Source organism: Hahella sp. NS-SX17, from assembly GCF_057367735.1.
Genome location: NZ_CM170632.1, coordinates 5,732,711 through 5,749,224, shown reverse-complemented (window position 1 = coordinate 5,749,224; position 16,514 = coordinate 5,732,711). Strand labels below are relative to the sequence as shown.

At 54.7% G+C, this 16,514-nt stretch carries 15 protein-coding genes; 6 read left to right on the top strand and 9 right to left on the bottom strand.

What is annotated here, in order from left to right:
* Nucleotides 1-50: 50 nt before the first annotated feature.
* Together AC2IBB_RS25555 and AC2IBB_RS25550 are read right to left on the bottom strand one after the other, a co-directional pair.
* A complete protein-coding gene (locus tag AC2IBB_RS25555; RefSeq protein WP_486329530.1) occupies nt 51-743 on the bottom strand; it encodes a 3'-5' exonuclease in 693 nt (230 codons plus the stop codon).
* Nucleotides 740-2,710, bottom strand: coding sequence for a putative nucleotidyltransferase substrate binding domain-containing protein (locus tag AC2IBB_RS25550; protein ID WP_486329529.1), 1,971 nt, complete (start codon nt 2,708-2,710; stop codon nt 740-742). The genes AC2IBB_RS25555 and AC2IBB_RS25550 overlap by 4 nt, the downstream gene beginning before the upstream one ends.
* Before the next feature lie 543 nt (nt 2,711-3,253).
* Between AC2IBB_RS25550 and AC2IBB_RS25545 the strand changes: the two genes are divergently transcribed.
* Nucleotides 3,254-3,643, top strand: coding sequence for a VOC family protein (locus AC2IBB_RS25545; protein ID WP_486329528.1), 390 nt, complete (start codon nt 3,254-3,256; stop codon nt 3,641-3,643).
* Nucleotides 3,644-3,659: 16 nt separating this feature from the next.
* Here AC2IBB_RS25545 and AC2IBB_RS25540 read toward each other — a convergent pair whose 3' ends face one another.
* The gene (locus tag AC2IBB_RS25540) at nt 3,660-3,932 is read right to left on the bottom strand and encodes a PilZ domain-containing protein (protein WP_011398797.1); all 273 of its coding nucleotides are present in this window, start codon (nt 3,930-3,932) and stop codon (nt 3,660-3,662) included.
* 236 nt (nt 3,933-4,168) lie between these two features.
* Here AC2IBB_RS25540 and AC2IBB_RS25535 point away from each other — a divergent pair, with 236 nt between their 5' ends.
* On the top strand, nt 4,169-4,546 hold the full coding sequence (locus AC2IBB_RS25535) for a hypothetical protein (RefSeq protein ID WP_486329527.1): 378 nt from the start codon (nt 4,169-4,171) through the stop codon (nt 4,544-4,546).
* A 92-nt stretch (nt 4,547-4,638) separates the two neighbouring features.
* Here the strand turns inward: AC2IBB_RS25535 and AC2IBB_RS25530 are convergent, their stop codons facing one another.
* Genes AC2IBB_RS25530 through AC2IBB_RS25520 form a run of 3 tightly spaced genes read right to left on the bottom strand, consistent with a single transcriptional unit; the run spans nt 4,639 to nt 8,254 of the window.
* Entirely contained in the window at nt 4,639-5,424 is a 786-nt protein-coding gene (locus AC2IBB_RS25530) for an enoyl-CoA hydratase/isomerase family protein (RefSeq protein WP_486329526.1), read from the bottom strand.
* Between the two features lie 11 nt (nt 5,425-5,435).
* A complete protein-coding gene (locus AC2IBB_RS25525; protein WP_486329525.1) occupies nt 5,436-6,815 on the bottom strand; it encodes a hypothetical protein in 1,380 nt (459 codons plus the stop codon).
* Nucleotides 6,812-8,254 (bottom strand): AMP-binding protein, encoded by a 1,443-nt coding sequence (locus AC2IBB_RS25520; RefSeq protein WP_486329524.1) that lies wholly within the window; start codon nt 8,252-8,254, stop codon nt 6,812-6,814. The genes AC2IBB_RS25525 and AC2IBB_RS25520 overlap by 4 nt, the downstream gene beginning before the upstream one ends.
* Before the next feature lie 723 nt (nt 8,255-8,977).
* Here AC2IBB_RS25520 and AC2IBB_RS25515 point away from each other — a divergent pair.
* Nucleotides 8,978-10,453 carry a methyl-accepting chemotaxis protein gene (locus AC2IBB_RS25515; RefSeq protein WP_486329523.1) on the top strand — a complete coding sequence of 492 codons (1,476 nt, stop codon included), beginning with the start codon at nt 8,978-8,980 and terminating at the stop codon, nt 10,451-10,453.
* 43 nt (nt 10,454-10,496) lie between these two features.
* On the opposite strand, the gene AC2IBB_RS25510 is transcribed toward AC2IBB_RS25515, so the two are convergent.
* Nucleotides 10,497-11,234 (bottom strand): M48 family metallopeptidase, encoded by a 738-nt coding sequence (locus AC2IBB_RS25510; RefSeq protein WP_486329522.1) that lies wholly within the window; start codon nt 11,232-11,234, stop codon nt 10,497-10,499.
* Nucleotides 11,235-11,427: 193 nt separating this feature from the next.
* On the opposite strand from AC2IBB_RS25510, the gene AC2IBB_RS25505 reads away from it, so the two are divergent.
* Entirely contained in the window at nt 11,428-11,817 is a 390-nt protein-coding gene (locus tag AC2IBB_RS25505) for a TM2 domain-containing protein (RefSeq protein WP_486329521.1), read from the top strand.
* A gap of 166 nt (nt 11,818-11,983) precedes the next feature.
* Nucleotides 11,984-12,565, top strand: coding sequence for a DNA endonuclease SmrA (gene smrA, locus AC2IBB_RS25500; protein ID WP_486329520.1), 582 nt, complete (start codon nt 11,984-11,986; stop codon nt 12,563-12,565).
* Between the two features lie 73 nt (nt 12,566-12,638).
* Here the strand turns inward: smrA and AC2IBB_RS25495 are convergent, their stop codons facing one another.
* Nucleotides 12,639-13,664, bottom strand: a complete 1,026-nt coding sequence (locus tag AC2IBB_RS25495; protein ID WP_486329519.1) for a DUF2804 domain-containing protein — start codon at nt 13,662-13,664, stop codon at nt 12,639-12,641.
* A 192-nt stretch (nt 13,665-13,856) separates the two neighbouring features.
* On the opposite strand from AC2IBB_RS25495, the gene AC2IBB_RS25490 reads away from it, so the two are divergent.
* Nucleotides 13,857-15,194 (top strand): sphingomyelin phosphodiesterase, encoded by a 1,338-nt coding sequence (locus tag AC2IBB_RS25490; protein WP_486329518.1) that lies wholly within the window; start codon nt 13,857-13,859, stop codon nt 15,192-15,194.
* Between the two features lie 13 nt (nt 15,195-15,207).
* Here AC2IBB_RS25490 and AC2IBB_RS25485 read toward each other — a convergent pair whose 3' ends face one another.
* A complete protein-coding gene (locus AC2IBB_RS25485; RefSeq protein ID WP_486329517.1) occupies nt 15,208-16,338 on the bottom strand; it encodes a hypothetical protein in 1,131 nt (376 codons plus the stop codon).
* Nucleotides 16,339-16,514 lie beyond the last annotated feature (176 nt).

Here is a 16,514-nt window from a genome sequence, read left to right as displayed (position 1 = left end):
AAGGGCGTTATGGTATCACTGCTGGGGCTCTGTTTCCTGTTCGCTTTTTGTCAATGAGCGCGCATTTTTTCCAGTCTGATTCGAGTAGCGACTTTATCCTGCAGTTCTTTCCAGGTCGTCACGCCCTGGCTGCGGGCTTTCTGCAGACAGATTAACGCTAATTCGGCGGCGACCATGGCGTCACAGACGGCGTGATGGCGCTGATCGTTATAAAGCCCGAAATAGTGGGACCAGTCATCCAGGCTGCGCAGATGCGAGGGCGCTTCTGGAGACAGCGCTTTCAGCCAGTCCGCTACGTCGTAAAAGGGGAGACGGGCTTTCACGCCCAGGTGCGTGCGCGCTTCTTTTTCCAGCATGGCTTTGTCGAACGGGGCGTGAAAGGCCAGGAGGACTGCGCCTTGGGCGTAACTCAAAAAGGAGCGTATCGCTTCCTTGGGCTGTGCTCCCAGACTGAGCCTTTGTTGGGTCAGACCGTGAATCAGGATGTTATCACTGTCCAGATGGACCCCCGCGTCTATGACCAGTTCGAACGTCTGCTCAAGACAAATGCTCAGGTCCTCGATCTTTACAGCGCCGATAGCGATGACTACATCTTTTCTAATGTTAAGGCCTGTCGTCTCCACATCCGCCGTTACCCAGCGGATATCCTCCAAGGCTTGTCCCGGGGCGGGCTGCATCCAATGCGCTAGAGCTTTGGCCTCAGCGTCTATGGAAAATAAGTCCGTTAATTGATCCAAGGTCATAATTGATAACTCCAGGCGAGCTTCCTTTGTAGTCGTTGAGCCTGGCGGCAGGCTTCTTTCAGGATGCGCTGGTCGAGATCGTTTAGCGCGTCGGGGTCCACCAGGTTGGTCAGTTCCTTGCCTTCCCGCTTGCAGTGTAAATGGTGACGGAGGCGCAACAGTTGAATGAAATCGAACGCTTCCTCCCAGGCGCGCGCATCCCGGGTTTCCAGTACATTGGCCTCGCTAAGCTGGCGCAATCGAAAAATGGTGTTGGAAGCTTCCACTCCGTGAGCGAGGGACAGGACTCGGGCGGCGTCAACAAAGGGCGTTAGCCCCTGCTTCTTCAAATCCACGCCTTCTAGACCCTGTTCCTTGCGGGTGACGAAACCTTTAAATAATCCTAGAGGAGGCCGGTGCTCCAGCGCCGCCGTCGCCAGCATACGCTGAAACAGCGTGTGTTGTTGGATGCGGCGGCGAATGGGAGAGAACATTTGGTTGGCGTAAGTGGAATCGCCCCATTGCGTGCGTAAATCAAAGAATATGCAGGAGTTCAGTACATTCTGCGGCGTGGCGGAATCGATAAAGCTGTTAAAACGTTGCTCCCATTCCTTTGCGCTTAGGCATAGTTTAGGGTTGCCGGCCATGATATTTCCCTTGCAGAGAGTAAAGCCGCATTGGTCCAGCGCTTTGTTGATTCGGGTCGCCAACGGCAGCAGTCGCTGTCGCGCGGACTCCCACAAACGAGGGTCTTCCAGTTCGAAAATGATGCCGTTGTCCTGATCCGTAAGCAGCGTTTGCTCGCGTCTGCCAGCGCTGCCGAAGGTGATCCAACTAAACGCTACGCCTGGGTCGCCCTGTTCTTTGATGATCAGCCGGATGATCTGGCGGGTGCTATAGTCGTTCAGCAGGGTCACGATATGGTTGAGCTGCTCGGCGCTGGCGCCGTGGGCGATCATGGTCTCCGCCAGACGGGCCACATCGCTTTGCAACGCCGCTACTGCGTCTATGGAGGGCGCGTTGGCCAGCGTGCGGGCGATATGCACCAGATTGACCCGTTGCAGGGAAAACAGGTCGCGCTCGGAAACAACGCCCAGTAGCTGGTTATTCTCCGCTATCAGAACATGGGCGAAATGATGTTTCGCCATGATTAGCGCAGCTTCAAAGGCGGTGGCGTCCGGCGGCAGGAAAATCGGATCTGCGTTCATGCGAGAGGAAATGGGCGCCTCCAGATCAGCGTCTGGATCGGCGATGAAGCGACGTAAATCCCTTAACGTAAATATGCCGATGGGTTTGCGGTTGGCGTCCGTCACCACCATGGAGCCGACGCCTCTTTCATCCATGACTCTGACCGCTTTGCGAATACTCAGCGTCGGTTCGCAGTGCACGGCCTGACGCCCAATAAACTGGGCCAGCGGCGTGTTGAGGGAATAGTCCTCGCCCAAGTTCGACTGCGCTTGCGCCTGTATCTGCCGGCTCACCTGGTCCAGCAGGCTGCTGACGCCACGCAGGCAGAAATCCCGGAATGCAGGGCAGACCGCCAACATACGGGAAAAATGCTCTTTGCTGCAGGTAATGCAGAAAGTATCTTCCTGGGCTTTGTGCAGCGTACGAGTGGGACGTTCGCCAAGCAGCGCCGCCACCGGGAAACAGGCGCCGGGTCCGATGTCGAAAGTGGGGGGTTCGTTGGCGTGACGATAGCTGTCGCGCTCTCCAACGACATAACCTTGTTTCACGATATAGAACTTATCCGGTGCGCCGTCCTCGGGTCCGATGATAGGGGCGCCTGCCGGGAAGAACTCAATTTTGGATTTCTCCAGCAACGTCGCCAGCGGCCCATCGTCCATTTGCTTAAAAGGCGCGAACCCGCGTAGAAAGCTCATCAGAGAACGGACATTCTGGGGAATGCCGTTGTTCACGCCGGAGACTTCAGCCAACGATGTTCGGGAAAGTCCGTTTGTCGTGTTGTCAGGGGATGAATCGGACATAGGGCGACCTTTTTTAAACTTATTTATAAATAGGCGCGTGTCTCTAAACTATACGTCTTTAGTTGTACTGAGTCCCTCTGGGCGATCTGGTCCAGATCAATTTATGTGAGGAAAACTGCGACAGCGTTCTGTCGTTGGATCGAAATACAGGGCAAGACAAGGTTTAGACTAAGGTCGAGGTTTTACGGTATAGGGCCTTTGCTACTATAACGACGGGACTAGCTGGGCTATTCCCGCGAGCATAGGGAGGACCCCTGAGTAATCGGAGGTTCTTTTTGTGCCCCGGTCGTATAGACACTACCGGGAACGACCTTCAATGGTGTGTGAACGCTGAGTGATGGACGTTATTGTCCATATTAAACCGGGATAGGCAGGCGGAATCTCCGCTGGCCGCCCGGTATTTTTTTTCGGTATGCTTGCCTTCCGTTGTTCTATCATCCCCTGTCATTCTGTAATCAGCACGGGTTCAACCCCTGATAGGCCCATGTGTTGTATTATCGCACTCGACGTCCCGAATTTTTGTAAGTGAAGGAGCCTCATTGTATGAGCAAAAAATTTCATCTGGCTATTTCCGTCATCGATATCGAGCAATCGGTGGAGGAGTACAACGAAAGGCTGGGGCAACCCGCTGATGTTGTGGCGCCAGGTGAATACGCGTTATGGCGCACCAAGGAACTGAACTTCTCTATTCGCAAGACTGCCCCAGGTGAAGGAGGACGTTTGCGTCATCTGGGCTGGGAAGACTCCGAAGCCAAATTTTTCACCTGTGATAAAGACTGCAATGGCATTTTGTGGGAAGAATTCTCCGCTTCGCAGCAAGCGGCGGAAATAAAGTCCGCATGGCCGGAAACGAATTACAAGCCAAGTAAAAATAAGGACAAGAAAAGCAAAAAGAACAAGCCGGACGAACCGCCGCAAGACCCCGTCTCGTAACCGGGCGACCGCCAAGTCAGTCTTTCGGAATAAAACGCAGCCCCACCCCTTCGTTTTCAATTCTCACCACTTCGCTTTCTACTGTCTGACCAGGCTCGCCGGGCAGACCCAGTACGCGAATCTGCACCTTCATATGCAACTCCGGCGTTGTTTCTTCGGCGATGATGACAAAGGCGCCGCCATCGGAAACATCTCGGGTCCGGGTTTCAATGATGCCCAATTGCGGGCTGGATAGCTCAACCCGGAAGTTAGCTTTGACGCGGGGGGAGGAACGCTTTTCTCTGCTCATAACAACTTGGGCTCACTACGGATTAATGTCTGGCGTGGGCGGGCTTCTTATCAGTGTAGACCATAAAAGAGATTGATACTGCGCTGCCTGTTAGGCCTCGCTAACGCCAGTAATCTGGTGAGTTATAGTGTGGTCTTACTTTCTATGGGCGGCATGCAAATACAGCTTGGGTTAGTAGAATAGAACTCAGTATGGGTTGGTAATAATTTGATCAGGGGGAAGTGATGGGGAACAGTTTGTCTAACGAATTGGTCATGGAAATTGGCTCAATCATGCTTGCAAGTGAGGAGTATGAAAAGTATGAGTGGGCAGGTATCGCGTTGGTGGGAAACTTCTCCCACGGACAACAGCGTATGAATGGCTATGTGTACCTTGTGGACGGCGATTATCAGGCGGCTATTCCCAGCGTTGACGCACTAAGAAAAATCAGGGTATTGAGAGATGAAATGGCGAAAGCGGAAGGCAGAGAGTGGCATCAATGTCTGATACATATTACCCGTCCTGACTATAAGATTAATATCCAGTTCGAATATGATGATCCAGACCGCTGGAAGCTCAAGAACATATCCCGCGATATGAGAGAATATGCAGACTTTCTCAAGCCTGAGATGTAGCCATATTCAAGCGATTTCGAATGCCGGTTAGGCTATTGGTGGCGGCAGGTTGTATTAAGGACGACGGCGTACGGCCGTCGTCCGTTTCTCTGTCAATAAGCGGGAAAAACGGCAGGACGCTTTTCAACAAACGCCTTCACGCCTTCCTGCTTATCCGCGCTTTCGAAAGTACGCCGAAAGGCGTTTTTCTCCACTTCCAGGGCCTCTGCGGTGGTGCGCCCATAGCTGGCGTTGATGGTGTGTTTGCACAGGGAAATAGCCACAGGAGACTGATTTTTACATTGCAGGAGAATATCCCGGGCGGCGGCCAGCATGGCGTCGGCGCCGGAGAACACGCGGTTGACCAGGCCGATTCGCAATGCTTCACCCGCGTCGATGCGACGGCCGGTGTAGATCAGTTCGCGTGCGCGTCCGGCGCCGACGAAGCGGCTCAGGCGCACGCAGCCGCCGAAGCAAGGCGTCAGCCCCAGTGAGACTTCCGGCTGGCCAAACTGCGCGCGCTCGGTGCAATAGATGAAGTCGCAGGCCATGGCCAGCTCACAGCCGCCGCCAAGGGCGTAGCCGTTCACGCAGGCGATGACCGGAATGGGCAACGCCTCCAGTAAGGCGGTGATCTCCTGTCCCTGGGCGGCGAATTGTTCGCCTTCTTCAGGAGACATTTGCTGCATGGCGGCGATATCCGCGCCAGCGATGAACGCTTTTTCGCCGGCTCCGGTCAGAATCACGCCGCGAACCGGGAAGCCCGGTTCCTGCAGGCGCAGCAGAATGGCTTTTAACTCGACAAAAAGCTCAGGCGATAAGGCGTTCAGTTTATCGGGGCGGTTGATCGTCAAGGTCGTGACGCCGTTGACGCTGGTTTGTTGTATCAGTGCAGTCATGATCAATCTCCTCAAGAATCCCAAATGGCGCCAAAGGCGGGAATGCCGCGGCTTTCCAGTTCATAAACAACGTTCCAGGTGACCTTTTTGTTTGAGATGCAGATAACCGCTTCAGCGCCGGTATCGCGATAAGCCAGATAGGCCAGTCTGGCGAGGTCGGGTTTGCCATGAGTATCGGTGTCCCAGATCAAGGCGTCTGGGTGAGCCGCTTTGATGTCGTTAACCAACTCATCGCCGTAAGTTTTGCGTGGATTGCGCGTCGCCCACACCAGCTTCGCCGGCACGCCTTGCGCAACCAGATGCGGCAGGCAGGGACCGATGCCGCTGCCTGTGGCGATCCATACCACCTTTTTGAACAGGGTTTCGATATTGCCGACCCCCGCGGTGGGAATACCCTTGACCCACACTTTGCGGGGCTGGTTATCGATGAACGCCCCGGTCCAGTCGCCAGCCCGGGATATGGCCAACTGAAAACCTTCCCGACCCGGCAACGGAATATTGGCGAACGCATGCCACTCAAACAGCGGGTTCAAACTGAGATCCGTCGATGAGCCGGCGAAGGGCGTTACGCCATAATTAAAGTCGGCGATGACGGCGTGGTTCGAAGGCTTGTGGATGGTCACCTCCACTTTGCGCAGGCGCAGCCAGGGCGCCAGGATGCTGAGGGTCACCGCCGCCAGCGCCCACACCTGAGGCGAGGTCGCCAGCGCTGACGGCAGCTCACTGACCGGGTGCGCCGCCGCGCTCAGAATAAGCGTCTGCGCCCAAAACAGGAGGACGGACGCCCAACTGCCGAAGCGTGCGGAGAACTCGAACTGATCGTGATATTTGGCGCGCAGGTCGGGCAGCGCGAGAATGATCATCAGGGTCAGTATGCTCAGATGAACAGGCGCCAATATCGGTATCGACGAGGGCAGGGCGGCATAGCTCCCGAGCAGGCTGAAAACCGTGAATGCGGCGTACCACAGCGTACCGCAAAAGAACCCTCCGACATGGATTCCGCCAAAGTGGTACACCTTGCCCATGGCCCACCGCCATTTCAGCGGCCAGTGCTTGGGCATGCTGGTGGCGATGGCGAACAGTGCATTAACGACATACTGCTGTCGAATCAGAATGGCGATGGTGAAATTGACAAGGGCGCCGTTCAGCACGGTTTCCATCGGCAGTTGGTCTAAGCGCCAGCCGCCATTTGTCAGCCAATACAGAGCGCCAATGTTCAAGGCGGTCATCAGTACGGCGAGACGGTTATAAGGCATCACTTTCGGATGACGAGCCCACTTGTGCCAAGGGTGTTGCTGCGGCATCTTGATGCGGGACAGGTCAATGTGCTTTTTCTGCGGCGGCGCTTTGGGCGCATATTGCAGCGCGGTTCTGGATAAAGATGCCGTCATGCCGGGACCTCCTGCGAGGCGGAATGATTCGCCAGCATCTCTTCCAGACGCTTCTTATCGACCTTGCCGCGGTGGGTCATGGGGAACTCGTCCAGAGCCAGGACTTTATTGGGGATGCAGTAATAAGGCAGCTTCGCCGCGACGGCCTTTTTAACCTGCGCCGGATTGACGCTGGCGGGTTTGACGAAGGCGGCGAGGTCGCGGCTGGTGTGCTTGATCACCACCGCCTGCTGGCACCCCGGCAGAGCTTCTATGGCACAGGAAACGGAGTTCAACTCAACTCGGAAGCCCCGTACCTTGACCTGATCGTCGGTGCGTCCCAAATGCTCCAACTCGCCATTTTCCAGCCAGCGCCCCAGGTCGCGGGTGCGGAACATTTTGCCGCCGTTATCCAGAAAAGGGTCGTGGCGATAGCGGTCTTCATTGAGCACATCATTGTTGATATAACCCGCTGTGACGCAAGCGCCGCCAGCCCACATTTCGCCCACTTCGCCGATGGCGCAGGGTTTTAGTGAATCGTTTAAGATGTAGACCGTATTGTTCGGCGTGGGGGCTCCAATGCTTAGTGGGCCCTGGTCTGGCAGGTAACGTCCCATGGTGTTCACAATGGTCACTTCAGTGGGGCCGCAGCAGTTATAGAACTCACAATAGGCGGCCCATTTTCTCGCCAGCGGCTCGGGGCAGGCTTCCCCGGCGACGGCGACTGCCCGGAGGTTGGGGCAGGCGGCGGGATCGAGTTTGCTCAAAATACTGGGGGTGGCGATCACCACATTGGCGCGGCTGACTGTTTCCTGAAAGTCGCAGCCGCGGATAATCAATTCTCCGCCGTGGGCGAGGGTGGTCAGGATCTCCCAGGCGGCCATGTCGAAGGCGATATTCAAGATCTGCGCGACTTTTTCTCCGGGTTGAATGCCCAGATCGCCCGGCGCGGTCAGCAGCAGGTTGCAGACATTGCCATGCGTGACTTTGACGCCGTTGGGCGCCCCGGTCGTGCCGGAGGTGAACAGTACGAAGCAGGCGTCATCTTCCTCTACGGTCGGAAAAGAAGGGGGAATTGGGGCGCTATCGGCGAATGTTTGGCGATTCAGGATTTCATCGATACACAGGCGCTCACAGTCTGGTGGAACCGGCACGCTATCATAGTATTCAGAAAGGGTAAGCATCACCCTGGCGGCGGAGGATTGCGCGACGAGCTTTAACTGTTCCTGCGGGCAGATCTTCACGTCCTGCGGCACGTAGGCGGCCCCGACCTTGAGCGTCGCCAGAACGCCAACCACCATGGGGATGGAGCGACGCACAAACAGAGCGACATGGTCTCCTCTTTTTACGCCCGCCGAAATCAAAACGCCTGCGAGAAAATCCACTTGCTTTTGCAGTTCGCCGTAACTGATCTTTTCGCCCAGATGCTCGACAGCGGTTTGATCTGCAAAGGTCTTCATACTTTGTTCTATGGCTAAATATATATTGCTAAAGGGCGGCGTCTTATATTTGCCCTGGCCATATTGGATAAATTTTATTTGATCTTTGGGAGATAAACCTTGCAGAGGTTCCAAACGAAACTTCTGTATAGATTGGGACAGTTCTGATTTTTGAATGACGGAAGCGGTGAAGTTCATAAGTCTCTCCTTCTATTTATCTTTTGACAAGGCGAAAGCAACCCTTCAAGCCTCGGTTCGCCTGATGCCAATGGACTATGATCGTTGTAAAACAAATGGATTAGGTGAAGCGGCGAATACTCTCCGTTTCTTTATATGTTTAACTTTTTGTTTAACTTTTATCTTTGAGATTAGTTCCCGTCGAAATGGGGAATTAATACTTTGGTTACGACTTTTGTTATTGGGAAAAGTTCAGAATTTATTGATGAAGAAGTATAAATAAATGAGTTTTAAATAAGGTTATATACAAGGGCTGATAAATCGATTTAAAAATACAAGAAAACTTATTTGTAGGGGCTGCGGGGTTGGTTTGGGGTTGAAATGGCGTTAGCAAGAAGCGGTGTTCACGGACGCTCTATCTATGGCGTTGCTCTAAGTAATCTGATTAACGGCTTGAATCAAAAAAATTTTTTACCTTTGTACTACACTTGCTACGAGGTCGTTGTTTTTGCCTCAGGCGGAGGCGTGGGCGGCCGGTTGCAAACTTAATAATCAAGTGTGGTGCGAATGTCCTGGCTCACAAATGTTGGTCTTAGATATAAATTCTGGCTGGTCAATGCGGTTTCGTTTGGCATCATGCTGGCGTTGGTATTAGCTTCCATGCGTTTGTCTCATAACGGTGGTATTGATCTGCTGGCGTCAGAGTTGAAGGTGGCGGTGCGCGCTCCGGCAGGTCAGGTGGCTGGCCCGTTGCGTGTGTATGAATTGGATAAAGTGCCTCCAAACACGCTACGGCGGGACGTTTTGCGCACGATTTCCAGCGACGCTGCGGCGCAACCACGAATGCTGGTTCAGTCTGCGGAGAGTTTGATGTCGGACGAACCAGATAAGGTGGTGGCCTATCTGCGTGATGGCGGCAAGGTAAAAGTGGCGCTGGGCTCCGCCCCCAGTTTATGGAAAGTATTTAAGGACCAGGCGCCGGCGTTCGCCGGCATTGTTTTTGTTCTGATGTGTCTGCTGCTGGTGGCGTCGCAATTGTTGATTGCTTTCGTTGAGCGTCACGTCAACCGGCTCAAATCGATCATGTTGCAGGCGCAGAGCCAGAGCGACCTGACGCTGCGGGCCCCCATCGAAAGCGAAGATGAGGTGGGACAGATGGCGCTGGCTTTCAATCAGATGCAGCAAACCTATCAGGAAGCGGTGCTGCAGATTCATAACGCGGTCTCTACACTGCAACAGGAAGTGGGATTGCTGGCGCAGTATTCTACAAAGACCCGTGATCAGATGTCCCGTCAGGCCAACCAGACCGAAAGTGTGGCGGATTCCATGCAGCAGATGCTGGACGCTGCGCAACAAGTGGCGCAGTACGCGGATGAGACGCGGGAGATGTCGGGGGACGCCGATGCAAAAACGGAATCCGGTCTGAAAGAGGCGCAGGACTCGAAAGTCGCCATCGCCAAGTTGGCCAAGTCGGTGGACTCTCTGGTGAATCTCACCAACCAGCTTAATGAGGACACCCAGAAGATTCAGTCCTCCACCGGCGAGATAACCAGTATTTCCGAACAAACCAACCTGCTGGCGCTAAACGCGGCGATTGAAGCGGCCCGAGCGGGCGAACAGGGAAGAGGCTTCGCCGTGGTGGCGGACGAAGTGAGAACCCTGGCCACCCGCGCCTACACCGCCAGCGAGGGTATCGACTCCATCGTCAACGCCATTCAGGATCTGGAGAAGAAAGTGGAGAAAGGCATTCTGGAGGGACGGGAAGACGCGGAAAGGTGTCTCGCCGGCGCGCAAAATACGGTCGGATTACTGACAGGAGTGAAAGAGCTGGTGCGGGATATTCTGGAGAAGAACACCCTGATCGCCACGGCGGTCGAACAGCAGGGCGCCACGGTCGGCGCGATGAATGACAACTTGCAGGAAATGCGCAACCTCACCCGGGACACCTCACAGATAGCGGGAGAAGTCGCGACCAGCAGTAAGTCCATCCACACTCAGGCCAATACGCTGGATCGTCTGGTGAAGGCGATGAAGGTCAAATAGAGCGCGGGACAAGGTAGTAATTCGCCGCCGTAGAGCAAGCGCGTCAGGGCAATACCCGCTGCTCCCAAAGGCGGATTTCCTTGCGCAGGGTGCGCCACTCCGGCAATAACTGCTCCTGTAGCGCATAGAAACGAGGGCTGTGGTTCATTTCCCGCAAGTGACACAGCTCATGAGTGACCACATAATCCACCAGCGGCAGCGGAATTTTCACCAGATTCACATTCAGCGTGATCATGCCTTTACGATTGCAGCTGCCCCAGTAACGCCGCATGAAGCGCAGGCGCAGGATGGGTTGAACCACATTCCAGGCGGCGATACGCTCATTCCATAAAGCCAGGCGCTCTTCTAACAACGCCTGCGCCTGATTGCGATACCAGGTATTCAGATACTTTTCCGCCTGGGCGGGATTCTCTTGATAGCGACCCGGCAGACAAATACGTCCGTCCTCCGTCAATGCCAGGGAGCGTAAATTGGGCTGGTACGCCAGCCTGAATTCCGCGCCCATGAAATAATGGAGACTGTCCGTGGCGTAACCCGGGGCCTGCTGAGGCTGCGGCAGCAGCGCCTGTTTGTGCTGCTGCATGCGAATCCAGTGAATTTTCTCACCCAGAAGACGATGAATGTCCCGTTGGCTGACGCGCAATGGCGCGCGGACTTTGACGCTCTGGTCCCGGTGCACCTCAATCACAACGGATTTGCGGCGGGAGGAGCGCAGCAGTTGATACTGCAGGTCCAGCGCCGGGTGCATGCACAGGTTGGTGGCGGAGGCGTTTTCTGTCATCGGGAATGGGGTCTCTCAAAGCTGCTGCCGGCATTGTAACCGCTAACGCTGTGAGACGGGATTACAATGCGCTTGGCGGCCCTGCCGCCAGTTATGTAAAAATACGGCGGTCCGGTTGATATATGGGCTTCCGCCCCCCATTAACCAGTCTTATTAACATGGAAATCCACTTTACCGCGGAAATATGACGCATATGCAAAATGACACGCATTCCAAAGCCATGGGATATATCCTGTGGATTTTCGGGTTTACCGGTTCCCACCGCTTTTATTACGGCAAACCAATTACTGGCACTATCTGGTTTTTTACTCTTGGCCTGCTGGGCATTGGCTGGATTATCGACCTTTTCCTGATCCCCTCTATGGACCGCGAGGCGGATCGCCGCTTTAAAGACGGCGCCATCAGCTATACGGCGAGCTGGATTCTTTTGACCTTTTTGGGCTTTTTCGGCGTACACCGTTTTTACATGGGCAAATGGCTGACCGGTCTGCTGTACCTGTTGACCGGCGGTTTGCTTGGTTTGGGCATTCTCTATGATTTCTGGACCCTGAATGACCAGATTTCCGAAGTCAACGGTTCCTGAACCGTTAACGCACAAACGTTTCTATAACAGTGGGCGGCTTGGGTTCGCCCACTGATGATTACGCATTGTGGACGGCTTGCGCTGGCGCGGGCGAAGATGTTAGAACAAGACGACATGGCGCTGAAGGGATTCGGGCGCAGGCTTAACAGTAGAAGAGGGTAGTACCATGCAAGAAGATAAAGATGATCTTTTTGCCGAAGAAATGTCAGGGGTCAAGCCGTTGCCCCGCCATAATCAGGCGGACGTCAAAAAAAACAAGGAAGAAACGCCCGGTCAGGAAGCCCGCCGCAAAGCCGCTGTCAGGCACAAGCTGCTGGACTTGAACTTTCTCAGTTCCGACGACCATGTCGAGATGCTGAAAAGCAACGATCTGCTGGAGTTTAAAAAAGATGGCGTACAGCATGGAGTATACAAAAAGCTCCGGCTTGGCCAGTACCAGATCGAAGCGCGTCTGGACCTGCATCGCAAGACGGTGGAGGAAGCCCGGGTGGAGGTGTTTCAGTTTGTGCGTGACTGCCTGCGTTATGACTTGCGCACGGTGATCATCCTGCATGGCAAGGGCGACCGTAATCAGAATCAGGAAGCGATCATCAAAAGTTACGTCAACCGTTGGCTGCGGGAGTTCGATGAAGTGCTGGCGTTTCACAGCGCGCAAAAGCACCATGGTGGTTCCGGCGCAGTGTATGTCTTGCTGCGCAAAAGCGACCGTGAAAAGCAGAACAACCGGGAACGTTTCGGCTCCCGCTAATCGTTGAAAAATGCAGCCGGCCAAGGCGCCGGCGTTGTGTTTTCAGTCTATTTCTTATTCATCCCGCAGACTTTCACCACTTCGCGTAATGATCTTCAGCGAATCCGGGCTGGTCGATAATATCAATGGCCTCTCCCTGGGCGGTGACGATGCGGCCGTTGTAGCTGCCGAACATCTGCCGAAAGTTGGAAGCCAGCAGCCACAAATTGATTTTTTCACGGCGACGTCCTCGCGGAGTGAAGACGAGGTCGATCTTTTTATTTTCCGAATAGACCCGCCAGGGGTGAAAAGGTTCGCTGCGGTTAAACCGGAAGCGTACAGGCTCCAGCGGGTGCATCATGCCATTCAGCCACATGGCGTTTTCCGTCATGCCGGTTTCGTTGACGCCGTTGGCCAGATTTAACCCCAGACGGCGTCCGGTGGCGTCCACGCCGCTGATGCAGGCCCACTTCCAAACGGTTTCCCGGCGCATGAAGCCGCAGGACCAGTCGGAGGAGCCCATCATGCCCATATGCTCCAGCAGAAATTTGTGGCCCTTCCAGATCAGGTGGCCGCTGACCGGCAGACCGGCGCTTTTCTGGGTGTAGACCCAGCCGTTGTATCCGGCTGGGCAGCACAGGCGCAGCGGGTCCTGGCGCACGCCGAAATCCAGATAGGCGGAAAGCTGCAGACCGCTCTGCAGAACAACGTCCAGCTTGTGGCCGGAGGGAAAGTTATTGAAGTGGAACTCGCTTTTACCGTTGCGAAAATTCACGTCGCCGTTATCCGGGGTGACGCTGACGTGAGTTTTGCGGGAGAGGGGTTGCAGGAAACTGAACTCTTCGTATTCACCGGTAGCGGCATTGAAGCAGTAGAGAAATGCGTTGGAAACCCATTTCAGGTCGACGATGGCGACCCCGATGGTCAAATCCTGACTGAGCAGACCGAAAAACTGAAACTGGTTGAACTTCTTTTCCTTAAAGAAGGGGCTGACGGCTTGGTCCATAGGGGTGCGCAGATCATAATCCCAATAGTTGATCTGTCCGACGGGTTGGGAAAAGCGGCCCCATGCAGGTTGGCCGTCCTCGCCAATAAGAATGGGGGTGTGGAAGCTGGTCATAGTGTCTCACATGGTTTTTTTTATGTTTTCAGGTGTTGTACGCCATGACAGAGGCTATTCCGTTTTCATTTTAATGTTAATTTAACGGGGTTAAATCTGTGATTCAGGTCCGATTATGTTGATGACGTTCTGTTACATTCCGCTCACTGACTTCTTAGAGACGATAAAAATAACAATCTTGGGAGGACGGAGATGCGGCGATTATATAAATGGCTGGCGGGAGCGGCGATGTTTTTACTGCTGACGCGATGGTCTTGGGCGGAGACTTATATCTACCTGACCAACAGCACGATGGAGACAGTCACTCTGAACACCGCGCAAAGCGGTTACGATAACATCCGGGAAGGTGTGGAGTGGGACCGGCTGGAGACGGAGATTCCGCCCCTGGCCACGGTAAAAATTCTGCGCTTCAACCGTGACCAGGGCATCAAGTGGGGTAAAACCTACTTCTTCGACACCACCGTGATGGGGCGCAATAGTACGGCGCTGCTGCGGCAGAAACTCGAAGGAACCTGGAATTTCAGCAAAATGTGGATTGCGGCGGACGACGACCCCTGGCGTTATGACCGCGACATTCACGCCATCCCCAGAGAGTTTGACGGGGTGGACAGCCACTTGGCGTATCGCTCGCAATACGCCAGACCTGGCGGAGACGACGTTTACTACGTCATTAACAATGACTGGACCCTCAGCGAACGCGTTCCGCAAAGCAATCACCTTAAAGTGCTTACCTACAATGCCTGGGCGTTGTTGCCGGGATTGATGTCAAAGAATACCTCCAACCGGCTCGCCACCATGGCGGAAGCTGTGAAGGGCTACGACGCCGTGGTGTTTCAGGAGGTGTTCGACCCAATACTTACCGCGCGTTTTCGCAGCGATCTGCAGGCGGAATATCCGTACCTGACGGAGATTCCCTTCAAATTGGGGCGCATTCTGACGGGAGGCAGTTTTATCGCCAGCCGTTGGCCGATCCTGGAGCAGGACACGATGGTCTACGAAGGCTGCCGCAACGACGGATGCTTCGCTTCCAAGGGCGCTAATTACGCCAAAATCGATAAAGGCGGGCAAATATACCACCTGTTCGATACCCATACACATGCCTACACCGGGGAGGAGGATGTCGCTCTGCGGCGCTGGCATCTGCAGCAGTACAAGGCTTTTGTCGACAGTAAAGACGCCGCCGTGGATGAACCGGTCATCATTGCCGGCGATCTCAATGTGGATAAGCCCAACTTTCCGGCGGAGCATCAGGATATGCTGGCGATCCTGGACGCCGCCGAGCCGCCTTCGCAGAGCCAGTATCCGTACTCCTATGATGGCGGCGTGAATACGTATGCGGACGCCCAGCTCAGGGAGTACCTGGACTACGTTCTGACTTCCAACGCCCACGTCGCGCCGGTGTACTCCCATAATCAGGTGCGCATTCCCAGGTTTATCGATTGGGAACATTGGACGACCTGGGATTTATCGGACCACTTTCCTGTGGAAGGCGAGTTTGTATTTCCGTTGCCAGCCTATCCCGTGGAGTAGGTTTTCGCGTTTGTCATGGCGCCGGCAGATCTTCGATGAAGCGGCGCATGAAAGCGGCTTTGACATGGTCGGGCAGTTGGCCGTAGCCGCTGTCCCGCCAGTCTCGCAGTAACTGGAGATAATCCTGATCGTCTTCACGGCGATAGCCAGCGGCCATGGAGATGGACTTGGGTTTCAGCGCTGGCGCAGTACTGTAATCGGCGCCGGATGGGGCGTCACGGTTCCACAACAGATGGGATTCGCCCAGCTCGCCTTTGAACTGATAGAAGGCGTCGTCCGGCGGTAATGCGGTGAGCGTATATTCGACTTCCACCTGTCCATGCGTGACATCCATGCCGCCAAGAAAGGGGCGGTCAACGCCATAGATCAGGTATTCCGCGTCGTCAGGCGTCATCGCTGTGGCCGCGCGTCGTCTCTGTTCGGAGGGCGAGTGGGGATACAGCTCGTTGGATGATTTTGCGATGTCCAGCATGACGCGGCCATCCTCCGGCAGGCTGAGATCCCGGTTCAGGATATAGGTGGTCAGATAATCATGCTGCTGCAGGGTAATCGCCACAGGGTGTTGCTGGTCGTTCAGCGCAATCGTGGCGGAGACATACTGATCCGGGCTGCGCCAATGACGGGTGTCGCCCAGTATGTTCAGCATAATGGCTTTCCAGCCAGGCATTCCGACCGGCAGTCCGGAATACGCGAAAGTCAGGTTGTAGGTGAGAAAGGTCCAGGTTTTGGCGTCCTCCAGCCCGACGTCGTCGTAGTCGACCCGGCCGTAAGCGACCTGTCGGCTCGCTGCGCCATCACCGTCGTAGAAAAAGCAGACGTCAGGATTGTAGGTGTATTTATTGAGGGTCTCCGGGCTGACTTCATCGCTGATCAACGCGCCGTGCTTATCATACAGGCGACCGTGGGCGATGTAATCGCGATAGAAGTCGATAAACAGCGTTTGCCCTTTCGCAGCGAAAAAACGCGGCTTATAGCGTTCCAGCAGTTCTCTTTCTGAAGCGGACGGAAGCGTTGTTCGCGGCGGGTTGACGGAAAAATAGTCCAGAAAATCCGGGGTCATGGAAAGGCGCTCGGCATGGGCGAGGCCGGGGGAAAATGTGATACAGACAAAGACAAACCGCTTGATTGCCAACGCCGGCTTCATGCTGAGCAAACTCCCTTAGCGCAAAGGTCTACCTGACAAAACATTATGTTTTAACTACGCGAACTATAAGGAAAAGTTACGCGTGACGCCACGGTTATGAGCGCCCAGAGCGAAAGTAAGCGCCTACATGTGAACTCCAGCGCTTTTGGCTGTTGCGTAGACAAGTGACCATCGGT

Coding starts and splice junctions, on each gene's coding strand:
- AC2IBB_RS25555 (WP_486329530.1), bottom strand. CDS start 743: ATGACCTTGGATCAATTAACGGACTTATTTTCCATAGACGCTGAGGCC.
- AC2IBB_RS25550 (WP_486329529.1), bottom strand. CDS start 2,710: ATGTCCGATTCATCCCCTGACAACACGACAAACGGACTTTCCCGAACA.
- AC2IBB_RS25545 (WP_486329528.1), top strand. CDS start 3,254: ATGAGCAAAAAATTTCATCTGGCTATTTCCGTCATCGATATCGAGCAA.
- AC2IBB_RS25540 (WP_011398797.1), bottom strand. CDS start 3,932: ATGAGCAGAGAAAAGCGTTCCTCCCCCCGCGTCAAAGCTAACTTCCGG.
- AC2IBB_RS25530 (WP_486329526.1), bottom strand. CDS start 5,424: ATGACTGCACTGATACAACAAACCAGCGTCAACGGCGTCACGACCTTG.
- AC2IBB_RS25525 (WP_486329525.1), bottom strand. CDS start 6,815: ATGACGGCATCTTTATCCAGAACCGCGCTGCAATATGCGCCCAAAGCG.
- AC2IBB_RS25520 (WP_486329524.1), bottom strand. CDS start 8,254: ATGAAGACCTTTGCAGATCAAACCGCTGTCGAGCATCTGGGCGAAAAG.
- AC2IBB_RS25515 (WP_486329523.1), top strand. CDS start 8,978: ATGTCCTGGCTCACAAATGTTGGTCTTAGATATAAATTCTGGCTGGTC.
- AC2IBB_RS25510 (WP_486329522.1), bottom strand. CDS start 11,234: ATGACAGAAAACGCCTCCGCCACCAACCTGTGCATGCACCCGGCGCTG.
- AC2IBB_RS25505 (WP_486329521.1), top strand. CDS start 11,428: ATGCAAAATGACACGCATTCCAAAGCCATGGGATATATCCTGTGGATT.
- smrA (WP_486329520.1), top strand. CDS start 11,984: ATGCAAGAAGATAAAGATGATCTTTTTGCCGAAGAAATGTCAGGGGTC.
- AC2IBB_RS25495 (WP_486329519.1), bottom strand. CDS start 13,664: ATGACCAGCTTCCACACCCCCATTCTTATTGGCGAGGACGGCCAACCT.
- AC2IBB_RS25490 (WP_486329518.1), top strand. CDS start 13,857: ATGCGGCGATTATATAAATGGCTGGCGGGAGCGGCGATGTTTTTACTG.
- AC2IBB_RS25485 (WP_486329517.1), bottom strand. CDS start 16,338: ATGAAGCCGGCGTTGGCAATCAAGCGGTTTGTCTTTGTCTGTATCACA.